The sequence below is a fragment of the Pseudoalteromonas sp. UBA6610 genome (assembly GCF_002433295.1).
In the GTDB taxonomy this organism is placed as follows: Bacteria; Pseudomonadota; Gammaproteobacteria; order Enterobacterales; family Alteromonadaceae; genus Pseudoalteromonas; species Pseudoalteromonas atlantica.
In genome coordinates, this window is record NZ_DJHW01000103.1 from 1 (window position 1) to 24221 (window position 24221).

18 protein-coding genes are annotated in these 24221 nt (G+C 41.6%); 11 read left to right on the plus strand and 7 right to left on the minus strand.

Going from position 1 to position 24221, the window contains the following annotated elements:
• Positions 1-64: 64 nt before the first annotated feature.
• The gene (locus tag B4F91_RS13590) at positions 65-1204 is read right to left on the minus strand and encodes a 1-acyl-sn-glycerol-3-phosphate acyltransferase (protein WP_273588899.1); all 1140 of its coding nucleotides are present in this window, start codon (positions 1202-1204) and stop codon (positions 65-67) included.
• 430 nt (positions 1205-1634) lie between these two features.
• On the opposite strand from B4F91_RS13590, the gene B4F91_RS13595 reads away from it, so the two are divergent.
• Both B4F91_RS13595 and B4F91_RS13600 read left to right on the plus strand, forming a co-directional pair.
• Positions 1635-2579: a D-2-hydroxyacid dehydrogenase gene (locus tag B4F91_RS13595; protein ID WP_264390075.1), complete on the plus strand. Its 945-nt coding sequence runs from the start codon at positions 1635-1637 to the stop codon at positions 2577-2579.
• 294 nt (positions 2580-2873) lie between these two features.
• On the plus strand, positions 2874-3254 hold the full coding sequence (locus B4F91_RS13600) for a DUF3192 domain-containing protein (RefSeq protein WP_004585870.1): 381 nt from the start codon (positions 2874-2876) through the stop codon (positions 3252-3254).
• 88 nt (positions 3255-3342) lie between these two features.
• Here B4F91_RS13600 and B4F91_RS13605 read toward each other — a convergent pair whose 3' ends face one another.
• The 3 genes from B4F91_RS13605 to B4F91_RS13615 form a co-directional block, all read right to left on the minus strand.
• Positions 3343-4248: a diguanylate cyclase gene (locus tag B4F91_RS13605; protein WP_024031527.1), complete on the minus strand. Its 906-nt coding sequence runs from the start codon at positions 4246-4248 to the stop codon at positions 3343-3345.
• Positions 4232-8023 carry a PAS domain-containing hybrid sensor histidine kinase/response regulator gene (locus B4F91_RS13610; protein ID WP_064385726.1) on the minus strand — a complete coding sequence of 1264 codons (3792 nt, stop codon included), beginning with the start codon at positions 8021-8023 and terminating at the stop codon, positions 4232-4234. The genes B4F91_RS13605 and B4F91_RS13610 overlap by 17 nt, the downstream gene beginning before the upstream one ends.
• A gap of 66 nt (positions 8024-8089) precedes the next feature.
• Positions 8090-9487, minus strand: a complete 1398-nt coding sequence (locus tag B4F91_RS13615) for a PhoH family protein (protein WP_004585867.1) — start codon at positions 9485-9487, stop codon at positions 8090-8092.
• A 306-nt stretch (positions 9488-9793) separates the two neighbouring features.
• On the opposite strand from B4F91_RS13615, the gene rapA reads away from it, so the two are divergent.
• The 3 genes from rapA to B4F91_RS13630 all read left to right on the plus strand — a co-directional run bounded on the left by rapA (position 9794) and on the right by B4F91_RS13630 (position 14915).
• On the plus strand, positions 9794-12688 hold the full coding sequence (gene rapA / locus B4F91_RS13620) for an RNA polymerase-associated protein RapA (protein WP_286938404.1): 2895 nt from the start codon (positions 9794-9796) through the stop codon (positions 12686-12688).
• A 535-nt stretch (positions 12689-13223) separates the two neighbouring features.
• Entirely contained in the window at positions 13224-13877 is a 654-nt protein-coding gene (gene rluA / locus B4F91_RS13625; RefSeq protein WP_024031523.1) for a bifunctional tRNA pseudouridine(32) synthase/23S rRNA pseudouridine(746) synthase RluA, read from the plus strand.
• An 81-nt stretch (positions 13878-13958) separates the two neighbouring features.
• Positions 13959-14915 carry a DUF3530 family protein gene (locus B4F91_RS13630; RefSeq protein WP_286938403.1) on the plus strand — a complete coding sequence of 319 codons (957 nt, stop codon included), beginning with the start codon at positions 13959-13961 and terminating at the stop codon, positions 14913-14915.
• On the opposite strand, the gene djlA is transcribed toward B4F91_RS13630, so the two are convergent.
• The 3 genes from djlA to B4F91_RS13645 are packed head-to-tail and all read right to left on the minus strand — an operon-like array spanning position 14898 to position 17436.
• Complete coding sequence (gene djlA / locus B4F91_RS13635; protein ID WP_029773301.1) at positions 14898-15758, minus strand: co-chaperone DjlA; 861 nt, start codon at positions 15756-15758, stop codon at positions 14898-14900. The genes B4F91_RS13630 and djlA overlap by 18 nt on opposite strands.
• Positions 15759-15775: 17 nt before the next feature.
• Positions 15776-16438, minus strand: a complete 663-nt coding sequence (gene murU, locus B4F91_RS13640; RefSeq protein ID WP_121636983.1) for an N-acetylmuramate alpha-1-phosphate uridylyltransferase MurU — start codon at positions 16436-16438, stop codon at positions 15776-15778.
• Entirely contained in the window at positions 16435-17436 is a 1002-nt protein-coding gene (locus B4F91_RS13645) for an aminoglycoside phosphotransferase family protein (RefSeq protein ID WP_286938400.1), read from the minus strand. The genes murU and B4F91_RS13645 overlap by 4 nt, the downstream gene beginning before the upstream one ends.
• 101 nt (positions 17437-17537) lie before the next feature.
• Between B4F91_RS13645 and lptD the strand changes: the two genes are divergently transcribed.
• The 6 genes from lptD to B4F91_RS13675 all read left to right on the plus strand — a co-directional run bounded on the left by lptD (position 17538) and on the right by B4F91_RS13675 (position 24179).
• On the plus strand, positions 17538-19790 hold the full coding sequence (gene lptD, locus B4F91_RS13650) for an LPS assembly protein LptD (protein WP_024031518.1): 2253 nt from the start codon (positions 17538-17540) through the stop codon (positions 19788-19790).
• 92 nt (positions 19791-19882) lie between these two features.
• Complete coding sequence (surA, locus tag B4F91_RS13655; RefSeq protein ID WP_064385734.1) at positions 19883-21178, plus strand: peptidylprolyl isomerase SurA; 1296 nt, start codon at positions 19883-19885, stop codon at positions 21176-21178.
• Positions 21179-21180: 2 nt separating this feature from the next.
• On the plus strand, positions 21181-22173 hold the full coding sequence (gene pdxA, locus B4F91_RS13660) for a 4-hydroxythreonine-4-phosphate dehydrogenase PdxA (RefSeq protein ID WP_024031517.1): 993 nt from the start codon (positions 21181-21183) through the stop codon (positions 22171-22173).
• Positions 22170-22976, plus strand: a complete 807-nt coding sequence (gene rsmA / locus B4F91_RS13665) for a 16S rRNA (adenine(1518)-N(6)/adenine(1519)-N(6))-dimethyltransferase RsmA (protein WP_286938397.1) — start codon at positions 22170-22172, stop codon at positions 22974-22976. The genes pdxA and rsmA overlap by 4 nt, the downstream gene beginning before the upstream one ends.
• Complete coding sequence (gene apaG / locus B4F91_RS13670) at positions 22960-23349, plus strand: Co2+/Mg2+ efflux protein ApaG (protein WP_004585855.1); 390 nt, start codon at positions 22960-22962, stop codon at positions 23347-23349. The genes rsmA and apaG overlap by 17 nt, the downstream gene beginning before the upstream one ends.
• Positions 23350-23360: 11 nt before the next feature.
• Complete coding sequence (locus B4F91_RS13675) at positions 23361-24179, plus strand: symmetrical bis(5'-nucleosyl)-tetraphosphatase (RefSeq protein ID WP_248451329.1); 819 nt, start codon at positions 23361-23363, stop codon at positions 24177-24179.
• Positions 24180-24221 lie beyond the last annotated feature (42 nt).

Below are 24221 nucleotides of genomic sequence, written 5' to 3' on the forward strand. Positions count from 1 at the left end.
TCAGCTTAACTGACTGGCATTAGCGTTTACGCTGCTTTATTACGCTATTTGCCAACGCAGATGCCTAATGGCTTTGCTCACATACTTTGTTTGTGATTTCAGTTTTGCGTTGAAATGGCTTTGCATACATAGCTAAAACAAGTGGCTTTAGCTCTTCTGGCACTAAGGCTAAACGCTGCTCAAAAGTGGCGGTATCGGGCTCATCAATAACTGCTTGCTTGCACCCACCGGCAATGTAATTTCCTGGGTGTAAGTAAAAAGACTCAACAATGTGCTTATCAATTGTTTGCGCCAGCTCATCAGCATCATCGCAACCGCTTTCAACCGGTTGTCCAAATGCTAAATGCACATGCCCTTTAGCAGAGCTAAATCCTTCAACAATACTTGCTATGTCTTCGCCTGCTGATTTTACGTATTCACCGTGCTGCTGTTTATGATAAAGCTCTTTTGCTTTAGAAATTGCACAAGGCTCATACTGATAAGAAATAGACACCGGAACAATTTTTAACTCTTTAATGTACTCGCCAAATTCTTTCTTTTGTTTACGACCATTAAGTTGCAGCATTTTTAAAAGCGCCGGATCTGTTTGATCAAAGCCGTCTTTTGCACGCCCTTCTTTTTGCGCAATCCAAATAGAATTTCCTGCTGTTAACGAGTCATAAATATACGACGACAACTGCGTAAGCGCCTTAAGCATCTCTTTAGGTGCTTTGGCTGAGCGCTTAACGATAAAGCTTTTATTTAAACGCATCAGCTCGGTTATATACGGTATTTGCAATAAGTTATCACCAATTGCTATACGCACCGTCTTCATTTTATATTGATACAAACCCCAATTAACAAGTGCAGGGTCCAGCACTATGTCGCGGTGGTTTGATATAAATAAATACGCCTGCTGCGGGTCTAATTTGTCTAAACCCGAAAAGGTAACTTTTGAGGTAGTGCGTTTTATAAGTTTATCTAAATACTTTGCAACTTCGTTTTGTACATCTTCAACGCTCGTAAATTTACCCCATTTTTTTCGTAACTGGCTTCTCACCAGTGTACGAGCAATAAAAGGCATAGCGGATATAAAGCGCGGTAAGTTGTACTTTGCTATTACATCTATAAACGCATTATCGTTAATTAAACGCGCTAGCGAGGCCGCAACTTCATCGTCGTTGTAAGGTCTTATGTCTGCGTACTTATCTTCTAATTCACTCATTACTGCATCTACAATGTTAAAAAAACGGCACGCAAAACGTACCGTTTATATATAATTTTGATTATAACTCAGCCACTCTTAAATAAGAAATAGCCATTTGGTTATGCTTATTTGCGAGCCATTTCAGTCTATGACCACACAAAAAGGGGTTGGTGCATTGTTTTTTAGTTTTATCAACGTTAATAAGGCTTGTTGACCTTTCACAGGAAAGTGAGTTCAACCTCAATTGATAAACAGGCCCCAGCGATATAGCCCGCTAAAATATCATGTTATTTATATTTGAGTGGGCAGACCAGCCAATTTAAACTTTTATCAGCAACCTGACTTTTTGTACTAAGCATTTGGTAGTAATAGCATTAACAAAGGTGTGTATTCGTAGTACCTTAAACGCTCTTGCCATTTTACGGTACGCATTTAGATAGGACACACAATGAAAATCACCATTCTCGATAACGCTACTTTAGCTAAAACCTCGTTAACTTGCATTGAAGAACTAGGTGAGCTAACTACTTACGAACTTACGTCACCTGAGCAAGTTGTTGCTCACAGCCAAGGCGCGGACGTCCTTATTACCAACAAGGTTGTGCTAAATCGCGATACGATAAGCCAACTTAAAACGCTTAAGCTTATTTGTGTAAGTGCAACAGGCACTAATAATGTTGATTTAAACGCCGCTGAAGAATTTGGTATTGCCGTTACCAACGTAGCAGGCTACTCAACCCCTTCGGTTGTACAGCACACGTTTTCGTTAGTGACTAATTTATTAGGTAATACACACCGCTACCAGCGCGACTGCCAGCAAGGCGCTTGGCAAAAAAGTGAGATGTTTTGCAGATTAGATTACAGCTTTAATGATTTACAAGGTAAAACATTTGCCATTATAGGTGGCGGAACGCTAGGTAAAGGTGTGGCGACAGTAGCGCAAGCTTTTGGAGCCAATGTAGTGGTTGCAGAGCGTAAAGGCGCCTCTTGTAGAGAAGGCCGTACACCTTTTGAAGAAGTATTAAAAACCGCTGATATAATTAGCGTGCACTGCCCGCTTACTGATGAAACACGTGATTTAATTTCGTTAGATGAGCTAAAAATGATGAAACCCAGCAGTATTATTATCAATACCGCCCGTGGTGGCATTATAAATGAAGCCGACTTAGCCACAGCCCTAGAGCAAAATTTAATTGCCGGTGCGGGAGTGGATGTACTTACTAAAGAGCCGGCAGAGCCTTCTAACCCGCTAGCTAATTACACAGGCGAAAACTTGCTTCTTACACCTCACATTGCATGGGCCAGCACAGAGTCTATCGTGCGCTTAATTAATGAGGTAAGTCTAAATATTGCAGCCTTTACTAACGGCGAGTCTCGTAACCGCTTGGTATAATAGCAATTTGCAATAATAATTAGCGCATTGAGGCTAGGTTTTACCTGCCTCAAAGTCGCTCATCCTATTTAGTAAATAGCTGTAACGTGTTTTCGCTATGCTAAATAAACGCAGGCTAGCTTAATCGTTAAAAAACCTAAAAAGTGGCTGTTTTTGCTAATGATTTTTATAATTAATCACTTAAAAACAGCCATCACAATCTAACCCTATGAATTTTATAACTTTGTTATATTGGCCTATTACTTGCTCCTGATAAGTAAATAATTAAATTAAAACTCATCAAGGACTATAACAATGAAAAAATCACTTTTAGCTGCTGCACTTATTGCTCCGTTTTTAACAGGCTGTGTTATTGCCGTATCAGATGGCGAAGCAGAAACGCACTGGGCAGGTAACGACTCATCAAGCTGGCAACATCAGCATAAAAAAAACCGCGAAGCGATTGCAGATTTAACAATGGATAGCAGCTACCAATCTGTTTTAGCGCAATTAAAAACGCCAAACTTTACCGAGCTATTGAAAAAAGACGATGATGTGTATCAGGTACTGTTTTACGTGACTAACAGCATTCACTCTGATGGCAAAACAACAAAAGATGAATGCACGCCATTGGTATTTAAAAATGATAAATTGGTGGGTATTGGTGAAAGCGCACTGGGCATGATCACAAAATAATCGCTAGTAGCGTAAAGCAGCCCTACTTGGTAATAACATTAACGTGTGGGGCCGATTTAAATAACGCTTTAATATAAACACAGCCACATTATAAGTTAAGCGCAACCACCTGATCTCGCCCTGCATCTTTTGCGGCATATAGCCCTAGGTCAGCTTGTTCGAGTAAGGCTTGTTCGGCACTTGCATTGCCGTTTTCCATACTGGCAATGCCAATACTGATTGTTATGTGATCTGCATTTAACGAAGCTTTGTGCTCTATATTGAGGCTGTTTACTGCTTTTCTTAACTTTTGGGCAAATGCTAATGCCTGTTGTTTATTAACATCGGGTAATACCGCAGCAAACTCTTCTCCCCCGTAGCGGGCAATAAAGTCAGTACTACGCTCACATTGCGCTGCTAACGCCTGGGCAACCTGCTTTAAACACTCATCCCCCGCTCGGTGGCCATAGCAATCGTTGTAACGCTTAAAGTGATCTATATCCATTAATAAAACAGACAAACACGAGCCATTACGTTTACTTCTGCGCCATTCACGAGAGAGGTTTTCATCTAAATAACGCCTGTTGGGTATTTCCGTTAAACCATCAATTGAGGCAAGCATTTCTAACAAATCATTTTTTTGCTTGATCAGTAATTGGTTGCGTACCCTCACTTTGACTATAGACGCATTAAAGGGTTTAGTGATGTAATCCATTGCACCTAACTCAAGGCCTTTTGCTTCATCGGTGTGGCTATTATTAGCCGATATAAACACAATAGGAATAGACTGAGTAATAGGGTTTTCTTTAAGCTGTACAAGCACTTCATAACCATCAATGCCTGGCATCACCACATCTAAAATAATTAAATCGACCTGATTAGATTTAATAAAGGTGAGCGCTTTTTCGCCGCTTTCGACTAAAAATACGTCATGCTCCGTGCCCAGTGTTTTTTCAAGCACCAGCCGGTTAAGGGGATCATCATCCACAATCAGTATTTTAGCTTTTTTCGACATCCCGTCCCCCTAAGGTTTCAATAAATATAATCACTTGCTTTAGCTGAATGATTAGCTCTTTTAAAGTGTGCTGAAGCGGCTCGTTAGTTGTTTTAAGGTGCGTTTCACATTGTTTTGCACACAATGAAAGCCTAATAAAACCTAAGTTACCCGCCACGCCTTTAATGCTATGCACTAAGCGTACCACTTCATCTCGCTGGGTGTTTTCTTCAATTTGTTCTAACTGCGTTTCACACAGCTTCGCAAACTTTCCGACCATGGTTGCCAGTAAATTTTCATCAAAATTAAACTGGGTGAGCGCAAAGCTTTGGTCATAAAACTTAGGTTTTATAAAGTCTACGTCTCTAATTGCATCTAACAGCACAGCTGCAACCACAGGTTTAGTTAAATGCTTATTCATGCCGCTACTAAGTGAGCGCTCAACATCTGCAGGTTCACAATGTGCTGTTAAAGCAAAAATAGGCAGCTGGCGCGCGTCAAACTGTTGGCGAATCAATTGCGTTGCTTGGCAACCATCAATATGCGGCATTTGCACGTCCATCAAAATTAAATCTGGTTTTAATATTTGTAGCAGCTCTATTGCATCTGGCGCATTGGTAACCGTTATTACATTTATATGGGCCTGTTTTAGCACACTGCTAATAATGTCTAAATTAAGCGGGTTATCATCAACCGCCATAATAAGTAGACCCGATATATCTTTTTTTACTTCTTCATTATTTTCAGCGGCTTTAGGTGGCTCTGCCCCCGCATTAGCATTTAAGCTAATCAAGCGCTGAGCTAACGCCGTAGCTTTAACATGTTGCGCGTTAATTTGCGTGGTACAAGGCAATGCTAAAGTGTGTTCGTGATTCACCACAACCACAGGGGATGAGTTGCCACTGAGCGTTTCGTGTATAGATTCAACCTTTAATAAATCGTTCAATGTGGTTTCATCAATAATCAGTTGCTGTGCATCAGCAAGCTTTATTGGGTAGCGAAGCGCCTCTTCTAAATCAATAGCTACCACTTGTGAGTAGGCATTAACCACTTCGTTTAGCTGTACAGTGTCATCGCTCACAATGGCTAACGTATTAGGTATAAATACACTATTTTTAGCCGTATCTACCGCAAGCGCTAGAGTAAAGAAAAACTCACATCCACGGCCTTTGTCGCTATTAATTGCAATTTCGCCGCCCATTAAGGCTACACCATGTTTAACTATAGCAAGTCCAAGCCCGACCCCTTGGTGAATACGCGTAGAGGATTCATCGCCTTGAGTAAAAGCATCAAACAGTCGTCGTTGGTCAGCTTTAGCAATACCTACACCACTGTCTATTACGTGAAAACAAATACGTTGCTGATCTAAAACGTCATTTTCTTCAAGCACCATTTTTAAGGTAATACTGCCTTTATTAGTAAACTTAACGGCATTGGTAAGTAAGTTACCTAATATTTGTTGCAAACGTATTGAATCCCCCACCAGCGCGGGGTTAATGAGTGGATCTATTTCAATATTAAAGCTTAACCCTTTGTTTTGGCACAATGGCGCTGTTAAGCTCTCGCAAATATCAATCAGTTCAACTAAGCAAAAAGGCACCGGTTTTATTTGCGCTTGCGAACTTTCTACTCGGGCAAAATCGAGCATTCTGTTTAGCATTAATAATAAGCTTTGAGCTGCGTTTTTAGCCTGCTTAGTTTGTTGCAGCTGCTTATTTTTTAAGCCTTGCTCTACTATCATATCTAACAGCCCTAACACAGCGTTAAGAGGGGTGCGGATCTCATGGCTTAGATTAGCAATAAAGCGGCTTTTAGCTATTGTTGCGCGTTCTGCGTCATGCTTAGCTTTAGTCAGCGCACTTACATCTTGAATATGAATAACATAATAAGAGGGATCACGGTTTTCATCCCACACCAGCGACACACTCAGCTGCAGCCAACTTGTTAGCTTTCCTTGTGAGAGCGTTAAATGATAAACCCGTTTTTTATCATCTAATAAGTGACAAAGCGCATTTTTTATTTCTTGCCACTGCGCCTCATCAAACAGCATTTTTAGTGGCTCACCAGTTAAAATATCTTGCTGTGAAAATAACTTACGAGCCGCTTTGTTAACTTGCAATATGGTGTGCTCAAGCGAAAGTAACACCACACTGTTTGCTGCAAACTCTATTGCACTTCTAAATTTAGATTCTGACGCTTTTAACGCCGATAGAGTTTGCTGCTGCTCAGTAATGTCTCGCCCAATTCCCATAGTGCCTAATAAGTGCTGGTGCTCGTTATAAAATGGGGCAATCGTTAATTGATACGATTTGTCGGTGCTATCTATGCGTTGCTCAATGCTACTTTTGGTTTGTAAAACTTGCTTTTCTAGTAGGCTTAACTGTAAATCGTCGCTGTCTAAATCTTCAATACGCTTACCGACGAGGATGGCTTGCTCTTTGCCTACATAGGCTTCAAATGCTTTATTACAACCTAAAAAAGAGCCATCAATATTTTTAAAGTAAATAAGATCAGGCACACTATTTAGCATGGTATTTAATAGCGCTAGGTGTCGCTCTTTTGCTTCGTAGCTGCGTTTTAGCTTTTGAGATTGCAACTGTAATTGCTCATCGAGTTCTTTATTAGCCTCTTGGAGCGACTCAACTAACTGTGCATTTTTATCAAATACATATTTAACGCGAGAAAACCAAGGCTGCCAATTTAAAGGAATGGGGTAATTGGAAAGCGCAGCTTTAGGGGCATCATTTTGTTCAAAATATTGCATTAAATGAGTCATAGGTCTAACAAAAATACGTTGGCTTAACCAAAAAAATACCGCAAACATTAAGCTTAAAAATAACGTTAAAAACGCAAACTCTAAAAGAACCTCATACCTAATTGGCGTGATCACTTTTATTTGCGGCTCATAAAAGGCGGCATGAATGGGCAGGTTCCCCATTGCTTGCATAAAAAACTGCGCATTTTTGTTATTAACTAAGTTTATTTTTTCATTGTTATGGGCTAATTCAGGCCAATAATCTTTTAGGGCTGTTGCTTCATTTAACTGCTTAACAGAGCTGGCTATTACTTGATGCGACTGGTTCATAAACACATATTCGCCTTCGCTTGGTGCCACCTTTTTAAGCCAGCTAGACATGGCCTCTAAATCGTATATTAAAATGATGTAGTCTGACGAATTAGGTTGTTTTTTACGGCCAATAGCAAAATAAGCGCTATCGCGTATTTTAACAATGGCGCTTGAGGTAAGCTGGCCAGGTATAAATGTGGGCTTAAAATTACCATTTAAAATTTTATTAAGCATAGTGCTTTGGCTTTTATTACGCCTTACCACATAGGCAAACCCCGAATCATCAACATAGGCAACAGCCGACAACGATTGCATAAGCGATAACGCGGTATTAAACGTTGGGCTTAGGGTTGTAGCTTGCTGCCATTGGATCAACGCACGGTTAGAAAAAGCAAACTGCCCTTTACCGACTATTTCGCCTTGGCGCTCGCTAAAGTGGCGGTAGTAGTAATTGTCGTATTGATTAATACCTTCTAGTAAGTTGCGATTGAACTGCTCAACACTAGGCTGCTGATACGATATAAAGGCATTGTCAAAAAAGTCGTTTACCGAGCTCATTATATGGCTAACTTGAGCCGACACTTGTTCAAAATCGGCTTGACGTTTTTCTATGGCGCGCTCAACTTTTATATTATACAAGTGCAAACACAGTAAAAATGCCACAAATAAGGGAACAAATAATGCTACAAATAAAGAGCGGTAATAGTCTTTTAGAGGTAAAAATTTCAACGTTTTGCCTAAGTTTTGGCCCGATAGTCAGCCACTAGACTATCGAGCCAAATTGTTCTGCGCAAGTTATAAATTTTCTTCTGCAAAGGAGGCTAAACGGCTGCGCACTACCCCGTTTAAATTAACTGTTGCACTGCCTTCAAAGTCTTTAAAACGCTCAACAATATAAGTAAGGCCGGAAGTAACGGGGGTTAAGTAGTTACTATCTATTTGCGCTAAATTACCGCTACAAATTAGTTTTGTTCCCTCGCCACAACGGGTAATAATAGTTTTAAGCTGAGATGCCGTTAAGTTTTGGCTCTCATCCAAAATTACCACTGCATTTTGAATACTACGCCCACGCATAAAGTTCACCGACTTAAACTGTACATTGGCTTTTTCCATTATGTAATTGCGACTCGAAATTGGGTTCTCGTCTCCTTTGTGAAGTACCTCTAAGGTGTCGGTAATTGCAGCTAGCCACGGCGCCATTTTTTCTTCTTCGGTACCGGGTAAAAAACCGATAGACTCAGCTATTTCGGGGGTATTACGCGTTACAATGACCTTGTCGTAAATACCACGTTCAATCACCATTTCAAGCGCACTGGCCAGTGCCAGTAATGTTTTACCACACCCCGCTGGGCCGGTTAAAATAACCAGCTCAATACTAGGGTCAAGCAAGGCGTCGAGTGCCATACCTTGGTAAATATTTTTAGGTTTTACGCCCCACGCTTGCTGGTGCATTAAACGCTCAACACTAATATCTTTTAATTTAATACGCTCGTTATCGTAAGATTTGACCCGCGCAGCAAAGTGCTCGCTGCCATCAAGTATGTACTCATTGCAAAACACATCTGGAATTAAGTTTTTAGCCACATAATGAAACGTATCACGGCCGTGCTGCTGTGTTTCGCATTGCCCTACGTGCTGCCAAAAATCACCCTCTATTTTTTTATAGCCGCTAGTTAATAAAGCAATATCATCAATTAGTTGGTCGGTACGGTAATCTTCAACATATTTAAGGCCTGCACCTTTTGCTTTAAGGCGCATGTTTATATCTTTTGTCACTAATACAATTTTTGAATCACTGTGCTGTTTTTGTAAATACACGGCGCAGTTAATAATGCGGTGGTCGTTTTCATCCCCCGGTAAACCAGAAATAGAATCGGCAAAAAGATGGTCATTAACAATAATGAGCGTACCGGTTGAATTGGCATTTGCCTTTTTATTACTAGGCAGTGCAACACCCTGCAACATTTGCTCTGGAGTTGCGTCTTTTAGTACCTCATCTAAGCCGCGAATAGCCACTCGTGCATCACGGCTTACGTCGTGTTTTCTATCTTTAATGTGGTCAAGCTCTTCTAAAACAGTCATGGGAATGACAACGTTATGTTCTTGGAAAGACAAATAAGCGAGGGGTTCGTGGAGTAATACATTGGTGTCTAGCACATACATTTTACTTTCAAGGTTCGAAGCTTTTTCCATAGCACTTTCCTTACGTTTTATGATTTTTATGCTATACCAAAATAACTAAGTAAAACGGGCCTAAATTCAAACCTGCAATACTTAATTGCTAAGGCATAATCTAAGTTTAGTCTATTTGTCATAAAAGTCCGTTTTATTACAAACACGATATAGTTTTTATTTACCTAAAAAAGAGCCATTTGTTAGCACTGTTAATGGGATTAATTCGCACTTATAAAATTAATTAAAAGTGAGTCAAATAGCGCCTTGCAGTGGTGTTATGTAACAGGTAACATAGCCGCCTTTTTCTTCATAGACGAGACATACATGAATTTTTCCTTAGGTCAGCGTTGGATCAGTGATACAGAGTCAGATTTAGGATTAGGCACCGTAGTTGCCATTGAAGGCCGCCAGGTCAGCATTTTATTTCCTGCCAGTGGTGAAAACCGTGTTTATTCTAGTGCAGAAGCACCGGTTACCCGTGTGGCATTTAATCCAGGTGATGTGATCAAAAGCGTTGAAGAATGGGAATTAGAAGTAGAGTCTATTGAAGTGCAAGGTGAACTACTTTGCTACGTAGGTACTCGCGTTGATACCGGCGAAGAAGCAAAGCTAAAAGAAACCTTTTTAGATCATTTTATTAAGTTTAATAAACCGCAAGATCGTTTATTTGCAGGCCAAGTAGATCGCTTTGATCGCTACACCTTACGTTACCAAACATGGCAACACCAATTTGAGCGCCAGCAATCGCCTATTAAAGGCTTAATTGGCCAGCGCGCTAACCTTATTCCGCATCAGCTTTATATTGCACAAGAAGTAGGTAAACGTTTTGCCCCACGGGTACTGCTCTCAGATGAAGTAGGCCTTGGTAAAACCATCGAAGCCGGCATGATTTTACACCAACAAATCATTAGTGGCCGTGCTAGCCGTGTACTTATTGTGGTGCCAGAAAACCTGCAGCACCAATGGTTAGTAGAAATGCTACGCCGCTTTAATTTACGTTTTTCTATTTTTGATGAAGAGCGCTGCGACGAAGCCTTTGCAGACTCGCCAAACGTATTTGATACCGAGCAGCTAGTGCTTACCAGCCTTGAGTTTTTAACCAAGAAAAAACGCTGGTTTGAACAAGCAACACTTGCTGATTGGGATTTATTAGTTGTTGATGAAGCGCACCACCTAAGCATTAACAATGGTAAGCCGAGCACCGAATATCAGCGCATGGCTGAGCTTAGCCAAGATATTCCGGGTCTTATTCTATTAACAGCAACGCCTGATCAACTTGGTCACCGTAGCCACTTTGCCCGCTTGCAATTGCTCGATCCAGATAGATTTTACGACTACGACGTATTCAAAGAAGAAGAAGCTAATTACAAAGACGTTGCCGAAGCGGCAAATCAGCTACTGCAAGCACAAGCCCTTGATGATACAGCCAAAGCCACACTTATTGAGCTATTAAAAGAAACCGATATTACTGATGTGCTTGAACAAGCTCAGCAAGGTGATTTACCGGCACGTAAAGAAATACTTAACATGCTGCTTGATCGCCACGGCACAGGTCGTATTTTGTTTAGAAACAGTCGCAGCGGAATTGATGGCTACCCTAGCCGTAAATTACATGCTTACCCAATGGCACTGCCAAAGCAATATAAAACAGCAATGTCAGTACTTGGCAGCATGAGCGGTATACAAAGTGCAGAGCTAAGCGCACAACGCGCTCTGTTTCCAGAAAAAATCTTTCAAGAGTTTGAAGGTGAAAGTGCAAGCTGGGGCGCATTTGATCCGCGTGTAGATTGGTTAATCGAAACACTTAAAACCCTAAAGCACGAAAAAGTACTGCTTATTTGTGCCAAAGCCGAAACCGCTATTAGCCTTGAGCAAATTTTGCGTGAGCGTGAAGCAATAAAAGCATCTGTGTTCCACGAGGGCATGTCGATTATAGAGCGTGACCGCGCAGCCGCCTTTTTTGCCGATGAATACGACAATGCACAAATACTGCTGTGTTCAGAGATTGGCTCAGAAGGACGTAACTTCCAGTTCTCGCATCACTTAGTGTTATTTGATTTACCACTAAACCCTGACTTACTTGAACAACGTATCGGCCGATTAGACCGTATTGGGCAAACAAAGGATGTTAATATTCATGTGCCGTATTTTGAAAATACAGCGCAAGAAGTATTACTGCGTTGGTACAACGAAGGCCTTGATGCATTTGAAAGCACATCTACCACTGGCCAGCTATTGTATAAAGAGTTTAGTGAAGACCTACTTGATTACATTGCTGCCCATAATTGTGATGAAGAAGAGCTCGACCCTCTACTTGAGCAAGTAGCCAAACAAAATGCCGTGCTACGCAAGCAAATGGAAAGTGGCCGTGACCGTTTATTAGAGCTGCATTCATCTGGCCAAGGCGCTGCCGATTCATTGGTTGAACAAATTGAAGCACTTGATAACCAATTTGAGTTACCAAGTTACATGATCAACGTATTCGACACATTTGGAGTAAGCCAAGAAGACAAAGGCGAAAACACCATTATTTTAAAGCCAACAGAGCATATGCTAAGTGCATCGTTCCCTAGCTTAAAAGAAGATGGCATGACGGTTACATTTGACCGCGATACCGCCCTTTCGCAAGAAGACGTACATTTTATTAGCTGGGATCATCCTATGGTGCAAGGCACAATGGACATGATTTGTGATGATGACTTTGGTAGTGCTTCTGTAGCTTTGCTTAAAAACAAAAAATTACCACCAGGTACCTTTTTTGTTGAGCTAATATTTGTAGCCGAAGCTATGGCACCAAAAGCCCTGCAAGTAGGTCGCTTTTTACCGCCAACGCCTATTCGCATATTACTTGATAAAGCCAGTAATAACCTCGGCGAAAACGTGGCATTTGATAGCTTTAACCAACAGCTTTCAGCCGTTGGTCGTCAAACTGCAAGTAAGTTAGCGGGTGCTCTACAAGGTGCGGTTCATCCAATGATCAATACCGCAAAAGAGATGGCCCAGCAACAGCTTGAGGTTATTCGCAGTGCGTCACTTGAAAAAATGCAAAGCACCTTAGGTGAAGAACAAGCTCGCCTTGAAGCGCTTAAGCAAATTAACCCTAATATTCGCCAAGAAGAAATTACCTTCTTCGATAAGCAGCGCAGCGAGCTGACAACGCATATCGAAAAAGCCCAGTTAAAACTTGATGCGATACGCTTAATCGTAGTTTCACACTAAAGGGTTTTTGAGCGTTTAGTTTATAGCTATCTGCCGTTAGTTAGCTCAAGATTTAACTAAACTACACTTCAAAAAGCACGGTTTACAGGCCGTGCTTTTTACATTCACCTCTACAATTACTCATCAGTATCTTAGCCACCTAGTATAGCCATTATTTCAATACCTATTTCTGTAACTCTGTAAAAAATGCTGTCTGAGCCACAAACGGCACGCCGATTGTTCACTAAAACCGCTTTTTTCTGAGTTAGCAAGCTTACCATTTATTGCTTCTGCTCTTCTTGCACGGCGAATTAAATCATTAACCAATTCACTTTTATTTGTGTAATCCCCCCACGTTTTCAACGTAATTACGAAGCCATAAATCATTCTGTTCAGTAAGTGAAATACTTTGCCTTGCCATAATGTGTTCCTATAACTTTAAGCTGGTGCAGTTTTATTCCAGCATGAAAAATACGCAATTAAACTTTTATCTTTTCCTTGAGCCTTTGCTCTCGCTCCCCTAAAATAGCGCCCTGCAAAATTACTGAGGTCGGCCGTGTTAGTTAATTACAATCCCCCAATGAGTCCGTATTTAACAATACTGCACCAAGATGACGACTTGCTCATCGTTAATAAACCCAGCGAACTTTTAACCGTGCCAGGTAAAGATCCAAAACATGCCGATAGCTTAATTAATCGCGTTAACCGTGTTTTTCCTACAGCTAAAATAGTGCACCGCCTAGATATGGCAACCTCGGGCATACTTTGCCTTGCTATGAATAAGGCAGCTCATAGGCATTTAAGTATGCAGTTTCAAGAACGTGAAACTGCAAAACGCTATATTGCACGTGTTTACGGCCAACTTGAGCAAGATACCGGTTCGGTTGATTTGCCACTTATATGTGATTGGCCTAATCGTCCTAAGCAAATGGTTGATTATGAAAACGGTAAGCCCTCGCTAACCCACTTTAAAATACTTGCACGAGAAGCGGGCGCAACACGTGTAGAGCTCACGCCAATTACGGGGCGCTCGCACCAATTACGCGTGCACATGCTAAGCCTTGGCCACCCAATACTGGGCGATAGACTTTATGCCCATAAAGAGGCCCTAGCCGCGGCGCCACGTTTACAACTACATGCGCAAATGTTGCAACTAAAACACCCCGTGACAGAGCAAGTACTGACCTTTGAGGTAGAGCCCGACTTTTAATGGGTAAAGCCCGCAAAGTTAGTACTAAACTTTTACCTTATCGCGCCGATACTTAGTTATTACTCACGTTTTGGGCTTACTATGATATCTGCGCAGCTAATCAAAAAAACGCTACAAAGTGTATGCTGTTGCTCTGCGTTATGCTTAAGCGCATATGCCAGTGCTGCAGAGCATATAGCCCCACCTTCTTTATCAAGTATCGAAAATAGCGATATAAAACGTCTACTACCCAATGATGAAGTTAAACCCATACTTGCTGGCGATACAGAGTTTTTAAGCTTGTATAGCGAATACATGAGCCGCGATTTTAGAGGTATTGTATTACTCATCCCTGATTGGAATTCTACCCCCACTAGCAATGCGGGCATGAGTTACCTGCGAAAAGAGCTTACTAATTTAGGTTACACAACCTACGCCATGACAGTACCCGATATAGATTGGCAAGCAAGTAACATGGCTGCACAAGCAGCTGCCCAATCAAGCACGCAATCAAGTACGCAAGCGCAAAATGAAGATCCAACAAAAACGGCGCAAAGTAACAGCGACGGTGCTGTTACAACGGCTCAAGAGCCACACTTTGTTAATGCCATTGATTTGGTGAGTAACGAGGTACTAAGTCATTATAAAACTAATTTAATAATGCGTTATGAGGCGCTCTATCAAAACGCAATGAGTGAGCCAAATAATATTGTCGTCATAGCACAAGGTACCAGTGCGGGAGTATTGCTAGAATACTATGCCGATTTTCCTGACTCGCGAATAGATGCGTTTATAAGCTTAAGTAGTTATTTACCTAATACACAGCGCAATAAAGGTTTAGCGCAAACCACATCGCTGGTGACCCCCGCCTTGCTTGATATTTACTATGCAAATGACAATACCGATATACTTATGAGCCTTAAAAACCGCCAGCGCTGGGTAAATCGAAATGCTAAATTTGATTACCGCCAGCGCCAACTCTTTGGCCTGCGCGATGCGCCAGAGCAGCATGCACGGTTAACTAAAGTGATAGACGGTTTTTTACGCCGCCTTTTTTAAATACTCGTAAGCCGCTTGAATATCTTGGCTTTTTTTAACTGCTACTTCCATCATGTGTTTAGGTAGCCCTTGAGATACTAATTTATCAGGGTGATGCTGCGCCATTAATTTACGATACGCTACTTTAATATCTCGTTGCGTCGCGTCACTACTTAATCCTAATAAAGCCAAGGCCTGTGAGCGGTTCATGCTGTTATTAGGGGGCACATGATGACCAGAACCTTCACGGTAACTGCTACTTTGACCTTGCTGCTGTTGCCTATACTGTTGTTGCTGCTGTCTAAAACTAAATTCAGCTTGGTAACGCTTAAGAATAAAAGCAAAATGGGTTTTAGAAATACCTAATTGCTTACTTACCTCTTGTAACAGCTGTTTTTCTTGCTCTGCGAGCACGCCATCAGAAAACGCCATTTGAATTTGAATTTCTAAAAACAGTTGCAGTAAGTCGTAACGTTTTGCAAAGCGTTCTTTAAAGTCGTGTACTGTTTCTTTAATCGAAAAGTCGCTGTCTTTACCTGATTGAAATGCATGCTGAGCTTCGCGGCGCTCATCGCCCTTTAGCCCCATTTCATCCATAAACATACTTGCCGCTTTTATATGCACCTCGCTTACGCGACCGTTCGACTTTGCAATATGCCCCATAACCGCAAAGCAGCTCGAAAAAAACAACGCTTGGCGCTCGTTTACATCATCACCTTTAAACAAACCTGAAAAGCCCCCGGCTTTATCAAAATCGTTTTTTAAACTTTTATCAAATAAATGGCCGAGGTATAAACCTAAAATGGCGCCAAAAATTTTGCCAAACATAAAGCCAAAACAAAAACCGAGTATTTTTCCCCACATCTAATTAACTGCCTCTATTAAAGTGTGTTTTGTATGCGCTCGTTGAGCTGCGCGAGTCGCTGTGGTGTGCCTATATCGTCCCACTGACCAATATAAAGTTCAGTTGAGATAACCTGTTGGGCGAGTTTTTCTCGCAATATTGGCCCAAGCGGGCGTATGCCTGGCTCTAAACCTTTAAAAAAATTAGCGTGGTAACGGCTAATTCCCGAAAATGTATACTTTTGACTCTCAGCCGATAAGTGACTTAACGCAAAATCCCCTTTTTCGTTATGAGGTGGGTTTTCTACTAACACTATGTGGGCCTCGCCATCTTGCAGGTGCAATTGTGTAAGCGCATTCACATCGTAATCTGTGTATACATCGCCATTAATTACAATAAATTGCTCCCCCAGTAATGGCAGCGCCTGAATAATTCCGCCTGCGGTTTCAAGGCCGCCCTCAGCCTCTTGGCTATATTCAATACTCACACCAAACTCAGCACCATTTTTAAAATAGCTTTTTATTTTATCCCCTTGCCAAGCTAGGTTTATAACAATGTTAGTAATGCCAGCGGCTTTAAGGTTATTAATATGGTGCTCAATCAGCGGTTTACCTGCCACTTTTAGCATAGGTTTAGGCATAGCTTGTGTAAGCGGCATCATTCGCTGGCCGCGCCCGGCAGCTAAAATCATGGCTTTCATGTGCGCTCCTTAGCTAATTTTAGTGTTACCTGAGGTATTATAATACTGCTTACCCACTCACTTAACGCTGCAAGCTCTGGATAGGTTTTAGCAACATCAACAATGTAACCCAACGTCGGTAAAATATTATCAAGGTAGCCGGTTTTACCATCGCGTAAATAGAGCCGGCAAAATATTCCCGCTGCCTTTAAATGGCGCTGAATACCCGTTAAATCAAACCACTGTTTAAACTGCTCAAAAGAAGTATCTGTTATTAATTTTTGCGCTGTAAATTCTTCATAGCCGTACTCAAGCAGCTGATTAAGCTGTGCTTGTGGCAACTTAAAGTAGCAATCACGTAACAGCGACACTAAGTCATAGCACAGCGGCCCGCGCACGGCATCTTGGTAATCTATAATTGCCCACTGCTCATTGCTATACATAATATTACGGCTGTGATAATCACGATGAACCGTCACCTTAGGCTGCGCTAGCATAGCGTTCGTTAATAGCTCACAGCTTTGCTGCCAAAGCGTTTGTTGCTCAGTATTTAATGTTAAGCCAATAAAATCAGTAACCAGCCATTGGCTAAAAATATTCAGCTCAAGGTGAATAAATTCTTTATTATAATTTTGCATAGCTGCTGACTCAGGTGTTTTGGCCCAGCTTGCCGCTAAACGGATTAATTGCTTGTAATATTCATCTCTATTTGGTTCATCGAGCTTATCGGCTAAATGTGTATTTCCTAAGTCACTTAACACAAAAAAGCCCTGTTCTTCATCGCTTGCAATTATTTCAGGCAATAAAAAGCCGTTGTCGGTGAATACTTTATTAAGAGAGATATACGGAGCGTTATTTACTTTTTGTGGGTCGGAGTCCATCACAATAAACGCTTTTCCGGCACAGCTTAAACGGTAATAACGGCGAAAGCTGGCATCCCCAGTAATGGCTACTAAGGAGTGTGGTTTAGCATCAAAGTGCGTATTTATAAATAGTTGTAAATTATCAAAGCGTGTCATTATATAAGATGTCTATTTTTATAGGTCAATTACTGTATTTGCCATTGTTTTCCTTTATTATGTCTAGCTTATAATAAACCAAAGAGCATTAAGGTCGATAAATGAGCAAAACCTGGGGCATATTGATGCTAGGCGTAATTAGCGCACCATCGCTTGCCGAAACTGAACTGGCACACAATTTATGTGGCATTTCAATGCAAACCAGAGCTTGGCAACCTCTACCAAACTTAGCGGTAGGATCGGTTGATATACAAGCTGACGATGTAGAGCTCCTAGGCACACAAAGCGCTGAATTTACCGGCAATGTTGATATTAACACCCTTGATATGAGTTTGTCCGCACAAACTGCGCTTATAGATAAACAGCGCGGTTTACTTAATGCAACAGGCCCTATTACTTATCAAGACCGTGTAAGCCAAGTAAACAGCTCAGGTTTAAATGCCGATTTAAATAATTCAGAAATAAGCCTACTAGGTGCCGATTACAGCTTAACAGAGCAACAAGGTAAAGGTGGCGCCGAAAAACTCACTGTCAACGAGTCTGGCTTATTGTTAATGAATGCAAGCTTTACTACTTGCCCAAGCGATACACCAGTGTGGGAAATAGAAGCCGACGAAATTAACCTCTCTCGTGAAGAAGGCTGGGGCGAAACCTATAATGCCGTTTTACGTATTCTTGATACCCCCGTTTTATATTTACCTTATTTCACGTTTCCGCTGGATGAGCGACGCAAGTCGGGCTTATTAACACCAAGCATTTCAAGCTCCGACCGTTACGGCCTTGAAACTGTTACGCCCTATTATTGGAATATTGCGCCTAATTTTGACGCCACTATTACACCACGTTATATGTCGCGCAAAGGCTTACAATTGCAAACCGAGTTTAGATACCTCACGGAGCAACATGAAGGCTTAGTCGGTATTGAATACTTAGATAGCGATGATTCGGAGCCAAGCCTTGATGAGCGCTATATGTTTCATTGGCAGCAACAAAGCTATTTAAGTGAAGACTGGCGCGCCAATATTGATGTAACTAACGTCAGTGATGACAACTACATCACCGATTTAAGCTCGAATTACGCAAATAAAACCGATACCCAACTTTATCGTACTGGCTCTGTGACTCACCTTGGTGACACATGGCGTACCGATATTAAATTTCAGAACTTTGAAGTACTGGGCGATCACTTAGAGTCGTATGCCGCGGTTCCACAAATTAGCTTTACACAAACCGCCCCATGGCGTTTTGATAACTTTGACTTTAGTTTGTCGGGTGAAGTAAGCCACTTTACTAACGACTCTTCAGAAATAGCCATAGACAGTGCTACCCGTGTACACGTAGAGCCAAAAGCGCGCTTTAACTACGCAACACATGCGTGGTCGTTTCTCTCAGAAGTGAGCTTATTGCAAACTAACTACAAACAAAGTGGTAATTTAACGGGTACTCAATATAGCGATAGCGTTTCGCGTACCTTGCCAAAAGTACGTTTGTACTCGCAGCTTAACTTTGAACGTGACACCTCGACCTTTTTTGAAGATGGCATTCAAACTCTTGAGCCACAAATACAGTATTTATATACCCCTAATAAGGATCAATCTGAGATAGGTCTATTTGACACCACTCGCCTACAGGATGACTTTTTTGGCCTATTTAGAGATACGCGCTTTTCGGGTGTAGACCGTATAGCCGCAGCTAACCAATTTACGTTAGGTGCAACAACACGCTTATTTGATAATAAACACGAAGAAGTGTTTAACTTTAGCGCGGGTCAAATTTTTTACCTAAACGACTCGGCTAAACCTACCGAGCAAGATTTAGACTCAGAGACAAACTACAACGCCCTTTTTGCAGCGCAAACAATGCTACATTGGCACCGCCGTTGGTACCTCTCAGCGGGTATGCAATACGACACGGATGGTAAGCAAATGATCCAGTCAAATGTCACCCTCGATTACAAAGGTGACAATAATGAGCTAGTTCAATTGAACCATCGCTATGCAAATGATGTCTCAGGAAATACAATCGAGCAAACGGGTGTATTTACAAGTATCCCAATTAGTGATCAGTGGCAATTTATTGCAAGCTACCACCGGGACCTTGAAAATAATCGAAGCATCGAATTTTTAAGCGGATTACAGTATGAATCATGCTGTTGGGCAATCCAAATTACTGGTCACCGTCAGATTGAAACCGATTTAAATCAGTCTATCGGGCAGCAACAAGCCACTTTTGATTCAGGTATTAGTTTAAACTTTGTATTAAAAGGACTTGGCAGTAAGAGCCGTTACGATGCACAAAAATTATTACAACAAGGTATTTTTGGCTACCGTAGACCGTATTTTCTTAATAATTAAGGCAAACGAGCAATTAAGGTGATACTTTAAAGCCCTAAAATGCAGTACGCCCTGTTTTAAAGCAGTACTATTAGAAGAGTAGTAAAAAGAATATGAATTTAAAAAAACTATTATCAACAGCTATTTTAAGCTTAAGCTTATGCCATGGCGCATTTGCCGCCCCACAGGAAATCGACAAAGTAATTGGTGTTGTAAACCAAGGCGTAATTTTAAAAAGTGAAGTAGACACCATAATTAATCGTGTTAAAAAGCAAGCCGCAGAGCAAGGCCAACAACTTCCTAAAGACGAAACGCTTCGCGTACAAGCCGTTGAGCGTTTAGTTAACCAAACGCTTATGATGCAAATGGCTGAACGTATGGGCCTTGAAATTTCAGACAGCCAGTTAGACCAAACACTCGCGAATATGGCAAAAGATCAAGGCGGCAGCATTGCCGATCTTCGTCGTACCATTGAAGCCGCTGGCGAGAGCTTTCAAGCCTACCGCGAAGAAATTCGTAAAGAGATCACCACCCAACAGGTTACCCGTGCCAATGTAGATCGTCGAATCTATATTAGCCAACAAGAAGTAGATAACCTGTTAAAGATAATGGAAAGCCAAGGTCAAAACTCTGAAGAGTATGATATTGGCCACATCCTTATTGATATTCCTAACGATGCAACAGCAGATGAAATCACCAGTGCGAAAACCCGTGCTGACAAAGTTATTGAGCTATTAAACGATGGCCAAGAGTTTAAACGCATCGCTATTTCATCATCAGGTGGCTCAAAAGCGCTTGAAGGCGGACAACTCGGTTATATGGGTATCAACGAAATGCCTTCGTTATTTGCCGAAGCTGTAAAAGGTCAAAAGAAAGGCGCTATTGTTGGCCCGCTTCGCTCGGGTGCTGGCTTTCATATAATTAAGGTGCAAGATGTACGTGGTCGCCAATTAGTAGAAACCACAGAAGTACGCTCACGCCATATTCTTATTAAGCCTTCAATTATTTTAAGTGAAGAAAAAGCACGTAGCATGCTAGCAGGATTTGCCAAAGATTTACGCGCAGGAAACGCTGACTTTGCTGAGCTTGCTAAAGAATACTCAGAAGATCCAGGCTCAGCCCTTAAAGGCGGTGAGTATGATTGGACTGACCCTACAACGTATGTACCGGCGTTTAAAGATACTTTATTATCACTTGATAAAAATCAAATTAGTGAACCATTTAGAACACAATTTGGTTGGCACATAGTACAACTTTTAGATAAACGTGTAGCAGATAAAACTGAGCTAGCTAAACGTAACCGTGCGCACGGCATGTTGTTTAATCGTAAATTTAAAGAAGAAAGTTTTAACTGGCAGCAAGAAATGCGCGAACAAGCCCATGTTGAAATTTTCCCTATAGACGAGTAATTATGACATTACGAATTGCAATTACCCCGGGTGAACCTGCGGGGATTGGCCCTGACTTGCTGCTGCAATTAGCGCAGCAACCATGGCAAGCTCAACTGGTCGCTATCGCCGACAAACAGTTATTAAAAGAACGCGCTCAACACTTGGGCCTTAATATTGAGCTAATTGATTTTGATGAAAATGCCCCTGCAGCTATAGCGCCTGCAGGTAGCATTTATATTCACCAAGTAGATTTAGGCACTGACGTTAAGCTAGGTGAACTAGATGACTTAAACGGCCAATACGTGCTTGATACCTTACGTATTGCCAGCGAAAAAAATATGGACGGTACCTTTGATGCCGTTGTCACGGGCCCTGTTCACAAAGGGATTATTAATAAAGCCGGTATTTCCTTTAGTGGCCACACTGAGTACTTTGCTCAGCAGTCGGGCACCTCTGATGTAGTAATGATGCTAGCAACTGAAGGCTTGCGTGTTGCCCTAGTAACAACGCATATACCGCTGGCTTATGTATCGCGTGCAATTACACAAGAGCGCTTAACTAAAGTTATTAGTATTTTAAACCACGACTTACAAACTAAGTTTGGTATTGAGCAACCAAAAATTTTAGTGTGTGGATTAAACCCCCATGCCGGCGAAGACGGCCATTTAGGCACAGAAGAAATAGAGACAATTTCACCTACGCTTGAGCTTTTAAACAGCCAAGGCATGAATTTAATTGGTCCGCTTCCTGCCGACACCCTATTTCAGGATAAATACCTCTCTCAAGCCGATGCCGTGCTTGCTATGTATCACGATCAGGGTTTACCTGTGCTAAAATACAAAGGATTTGGTAACTCGGTAAATATAACCTTAGGTTTACCATTTATCCGCACTTCGGTTGATCACGGTACTGCGCTTGATTTAGCAGGCACCGGTGACGCTGAAGTTGGCAGTTTTGAATTAGCGATCCGCGAAGCAATTAAGCTCGCCCATGAAAAAGCACAGAATCAATGACCGATAAAGTACATTTAGGACACCGCGCCCGTAAACGTTTTGGGCAAAACTTTTTATTTGATGAATCTATCATTGATAAAATAGTGACTGCAATCGATCCTAAACCACAAGACAACCTAGTAGAGATTGGCCCAGGTTTAGGCGCAATTACCGAGCCTGTTGCCGATTTAAGCGACCAACTTACTGTTGTTGAGCTAGATAAAGACTTAGCTCAGCGTTTAATTGAGCACCCTTTTTTGGGTCCTAAATTAAACGTAAACCAAGGCGATGCAATGAAGTTTGACTTTGCAAGCCTAGTACGCGATGACAAAAAATTAAAAGTGTTTGGTAACCTGCCTTACAATATTTCTACGCCATTACTGTTTCATCTTTTTGAGTTTGCTGATCATATTGAGCACATGCACTTTATGCTGCAAAAAGAAGTAGTAAAACGTATGGTTGCAGGCCCAGGCAGCAAAACCTTTGGCCGCTTAAGCGTGATGACACAATACTACTGCCACGCAATGCCCGTGGTTGAAGTACCGCCAGAGTGTTTTAAACCAGCACCTAAAGTAGACTCTGCGGTTATTCGTCTGATCCCTAAAAAAGCCGAGCAACGTACCGCTAAAAGCGTGAAAATTTTAAACACCGTGTGTTTAGAAGCCTTTAATCAACGCCGTAAAACATTGCGTAACAGCTTAGGCAACTTACTCACCGCAGATGAGCTTACCAGCATTGGTATTGATATTACTTTGCGTGCTGAAAGCCTAACGTTACAACAATTTATTGATATAGCTAATTGGATTTATGACAACAAGCAGTAATATTGGCTCTCCTGTAAAAGTCTCTGTAGAGACTTTTTATGTTGAAGGGCAATCTCAGCCTGAGCTAGAAAAGTACGTTTTTGCCTACTCAGTGACAATTAAAAACCACAGTCTTTGCAGCGCTACACTTTTAAGCCGTTATTGGTTGATCACCGATGCCAATGGTAAAGAAGTTGAAGTAGAGGGCGAAGGCGTTGTGGGCGAAACCCCCGTTATAGGCCCAGGCGAAACTTATAAATACACCAGTGGCGCAATATTAGACACCCCTGTTGGCACCATGCAGGGACACTACACACTGCGCAATGAGTTTGGCTCTGAGTTTGAAGCACCTATAAGCGTATTTCGTTTAGCGTGCCCTAACATTTTACATTAGTAAAAAGCGCCATGGCTGATTACGCAATTGGTGATTTACAAGGCTGCTTTAAAGAGTTTAGCCGCTTGCTCAAACGGGTTGACTTTAACCCAAGCAAAGATCACCTTTATTTAGTGGGCGATATCGTCGCACGTGGGCCGGACTCTCTGGCCTGCCTAGATTATATTTATCGCCATCAAGACAGCATGACTGTTACTTTAGGCAATCATGATTTACACATGGTTGCCTGTCACTATCTTAATAAGCCAATCAACCCCAAAGATAAACTCGGTGCTATTTTTGATAGTAAAAAGCTTCCTCACTATATCGCCTATTTGCAAACTCAGCCGCTTGCTATTTATTTAGCACAGCACCGCAGCTTTATATCGCATGCAGGGCTTAACCCTAATTGGTCTATAGAAAGCGCACTTAAACACGCACAGTTTGCTCAGCGTTGTTATCAATCGGCAAATGCTAAGCACTTTTTTGAAAAAATGTATCAGCCTCATCCCGCTATATGGCATGACGATTTAAACGAATTTGATAAGTTTAGGTACATTGTTAACTACTTTACCCGCATGCGCTTTTTAACCAGCAACAACACGTTAGAGCTTAGTGCGAAAGGCGCAATTAACGATAATAAAACGTTAACAGCCTGGTTCACTCACCCTAATATAAAAGCATTAGAAAACAACCTTATATTTGGCCATTGGGCCGCTCTTGAAGGGGTTACTCAGCTCAATCACATACATGCGCTCGATACCGGATGCGTATGGGGCGGTGCTTTAACGATGATGAACTTGCAAACTAAGCAAAAAATAGTAGAAAAGCCGACGCTTTTATCTAAATAAACTGTAAAACCCCAGCACATATGTTAAATTTAAATTAATAGA

Bases quoted from the DNA above. Each gene is read 5' to 3' on its own strand.
- B4F91_RS13590 (WP_273588899.1), bottom strand. From the start codon at position 1,204: ATGAGTGAATTAGAAGATAAGTACGCAGACATAAGACCTTACAACGAC.
- B4F91_RS13595 (WP_264390075.1), top strand. From the start codon at position 1,635: ATGAAAATCACCATTCTCGATAACGCTACTTTAGCTAAAACCTCGTTA.
- B4F91_RS13600 (WP_004585870.1), top strand. From the start codon at position 2,874: ATGAAAAAATCACTTTTAGCTGCTGCACTTATTGCTCCGTTTTTAACA.
- B4F91_RS13605 (WP_024031527.1), bottom strand. From the start codon at position 4,248: ATGTCGAAAAAAGCTAAAATACTGATTGTGGATGATGATCCCCTTAAC.
- B4F91_RS13615 (WP_004585867.1), bottom strand. From the start codon at position 9,487: ATGGAAAAAGCTTCGAACCTTGAAAGTAAAATGTATGTGCTAGACACC.
- rapA (WP_286938404.1), top strand. From the start codon at position 9,794: ATGAATTTTTCCTTAGGTCAGCGTTGGATCAGTGATACAGAGTCAGAT.
- B4F91_RS13630 (WP_286938403.1), top strand. From the start codon at position 13,959: ATGATATCTGCGCAGCTAATCAAAAAAACGCTACAAAGTGTATGCTGT.
- djlA (WP_029773301.1), bottom strand. From the start codon at position 15,758: ATGTGGGGAAAAATACTCGGTTTTTGTTTTGGCTTTATGTTTGGCAAA.
- murU (WP_121636983.1), bottom strand. From the start codon at position 16,438: ATGAAAGCCATGATTTTAGCTGCCGGGCGCGGCCAGCGAATGATGCCG.
- B4F91_RS13645 (WP_286938400.1), bottom strand. From the start codon at position 17,436: ATGACACGCTTTGATAATTTACAACTATTTATAAATACGCACTTTGAT.
- lptD (WP_024031518.1), top strand. From the start codon at position 17,538: ATGAGCAAAACCTGGGGCATATTGATGCTAGGCGTAATTAGCGCACCA.
- surA (WP_064385734.1), top strand. From the start codon at position 19,883: ATGAATTTAAAAAAACTATTATCAACAGCTATTTTAAGCTTAAGCTTA.
- pdxA (WP_024031517.1), top strand. From the start codon at position 21,181: ATGACATTACGAATTGCAATTACCCCGGGTGAACCTGCGGGGATTGGC.
- rsmA (WP_286938397.1), top strand. From the start codon at position 22,170: ATGACCGATAAAGTACATTTAGGACACCGCGCCCGTAAACGTTTTGGG.
- apaG (WP_004585855.1), top strand. From the start codon at position 22,960: ATGACAACAAGCAGTAATATTGGCTCTCCTGTAAAAGTCTCTGTAGAG.
- B4F91_RS13675 (WP_248451329.1), top strand. From the start codon at position 23,361: ATGGCTGATTACGCAATTGGTGATTTACAAGGCTGCTTTAAAGAGTTT.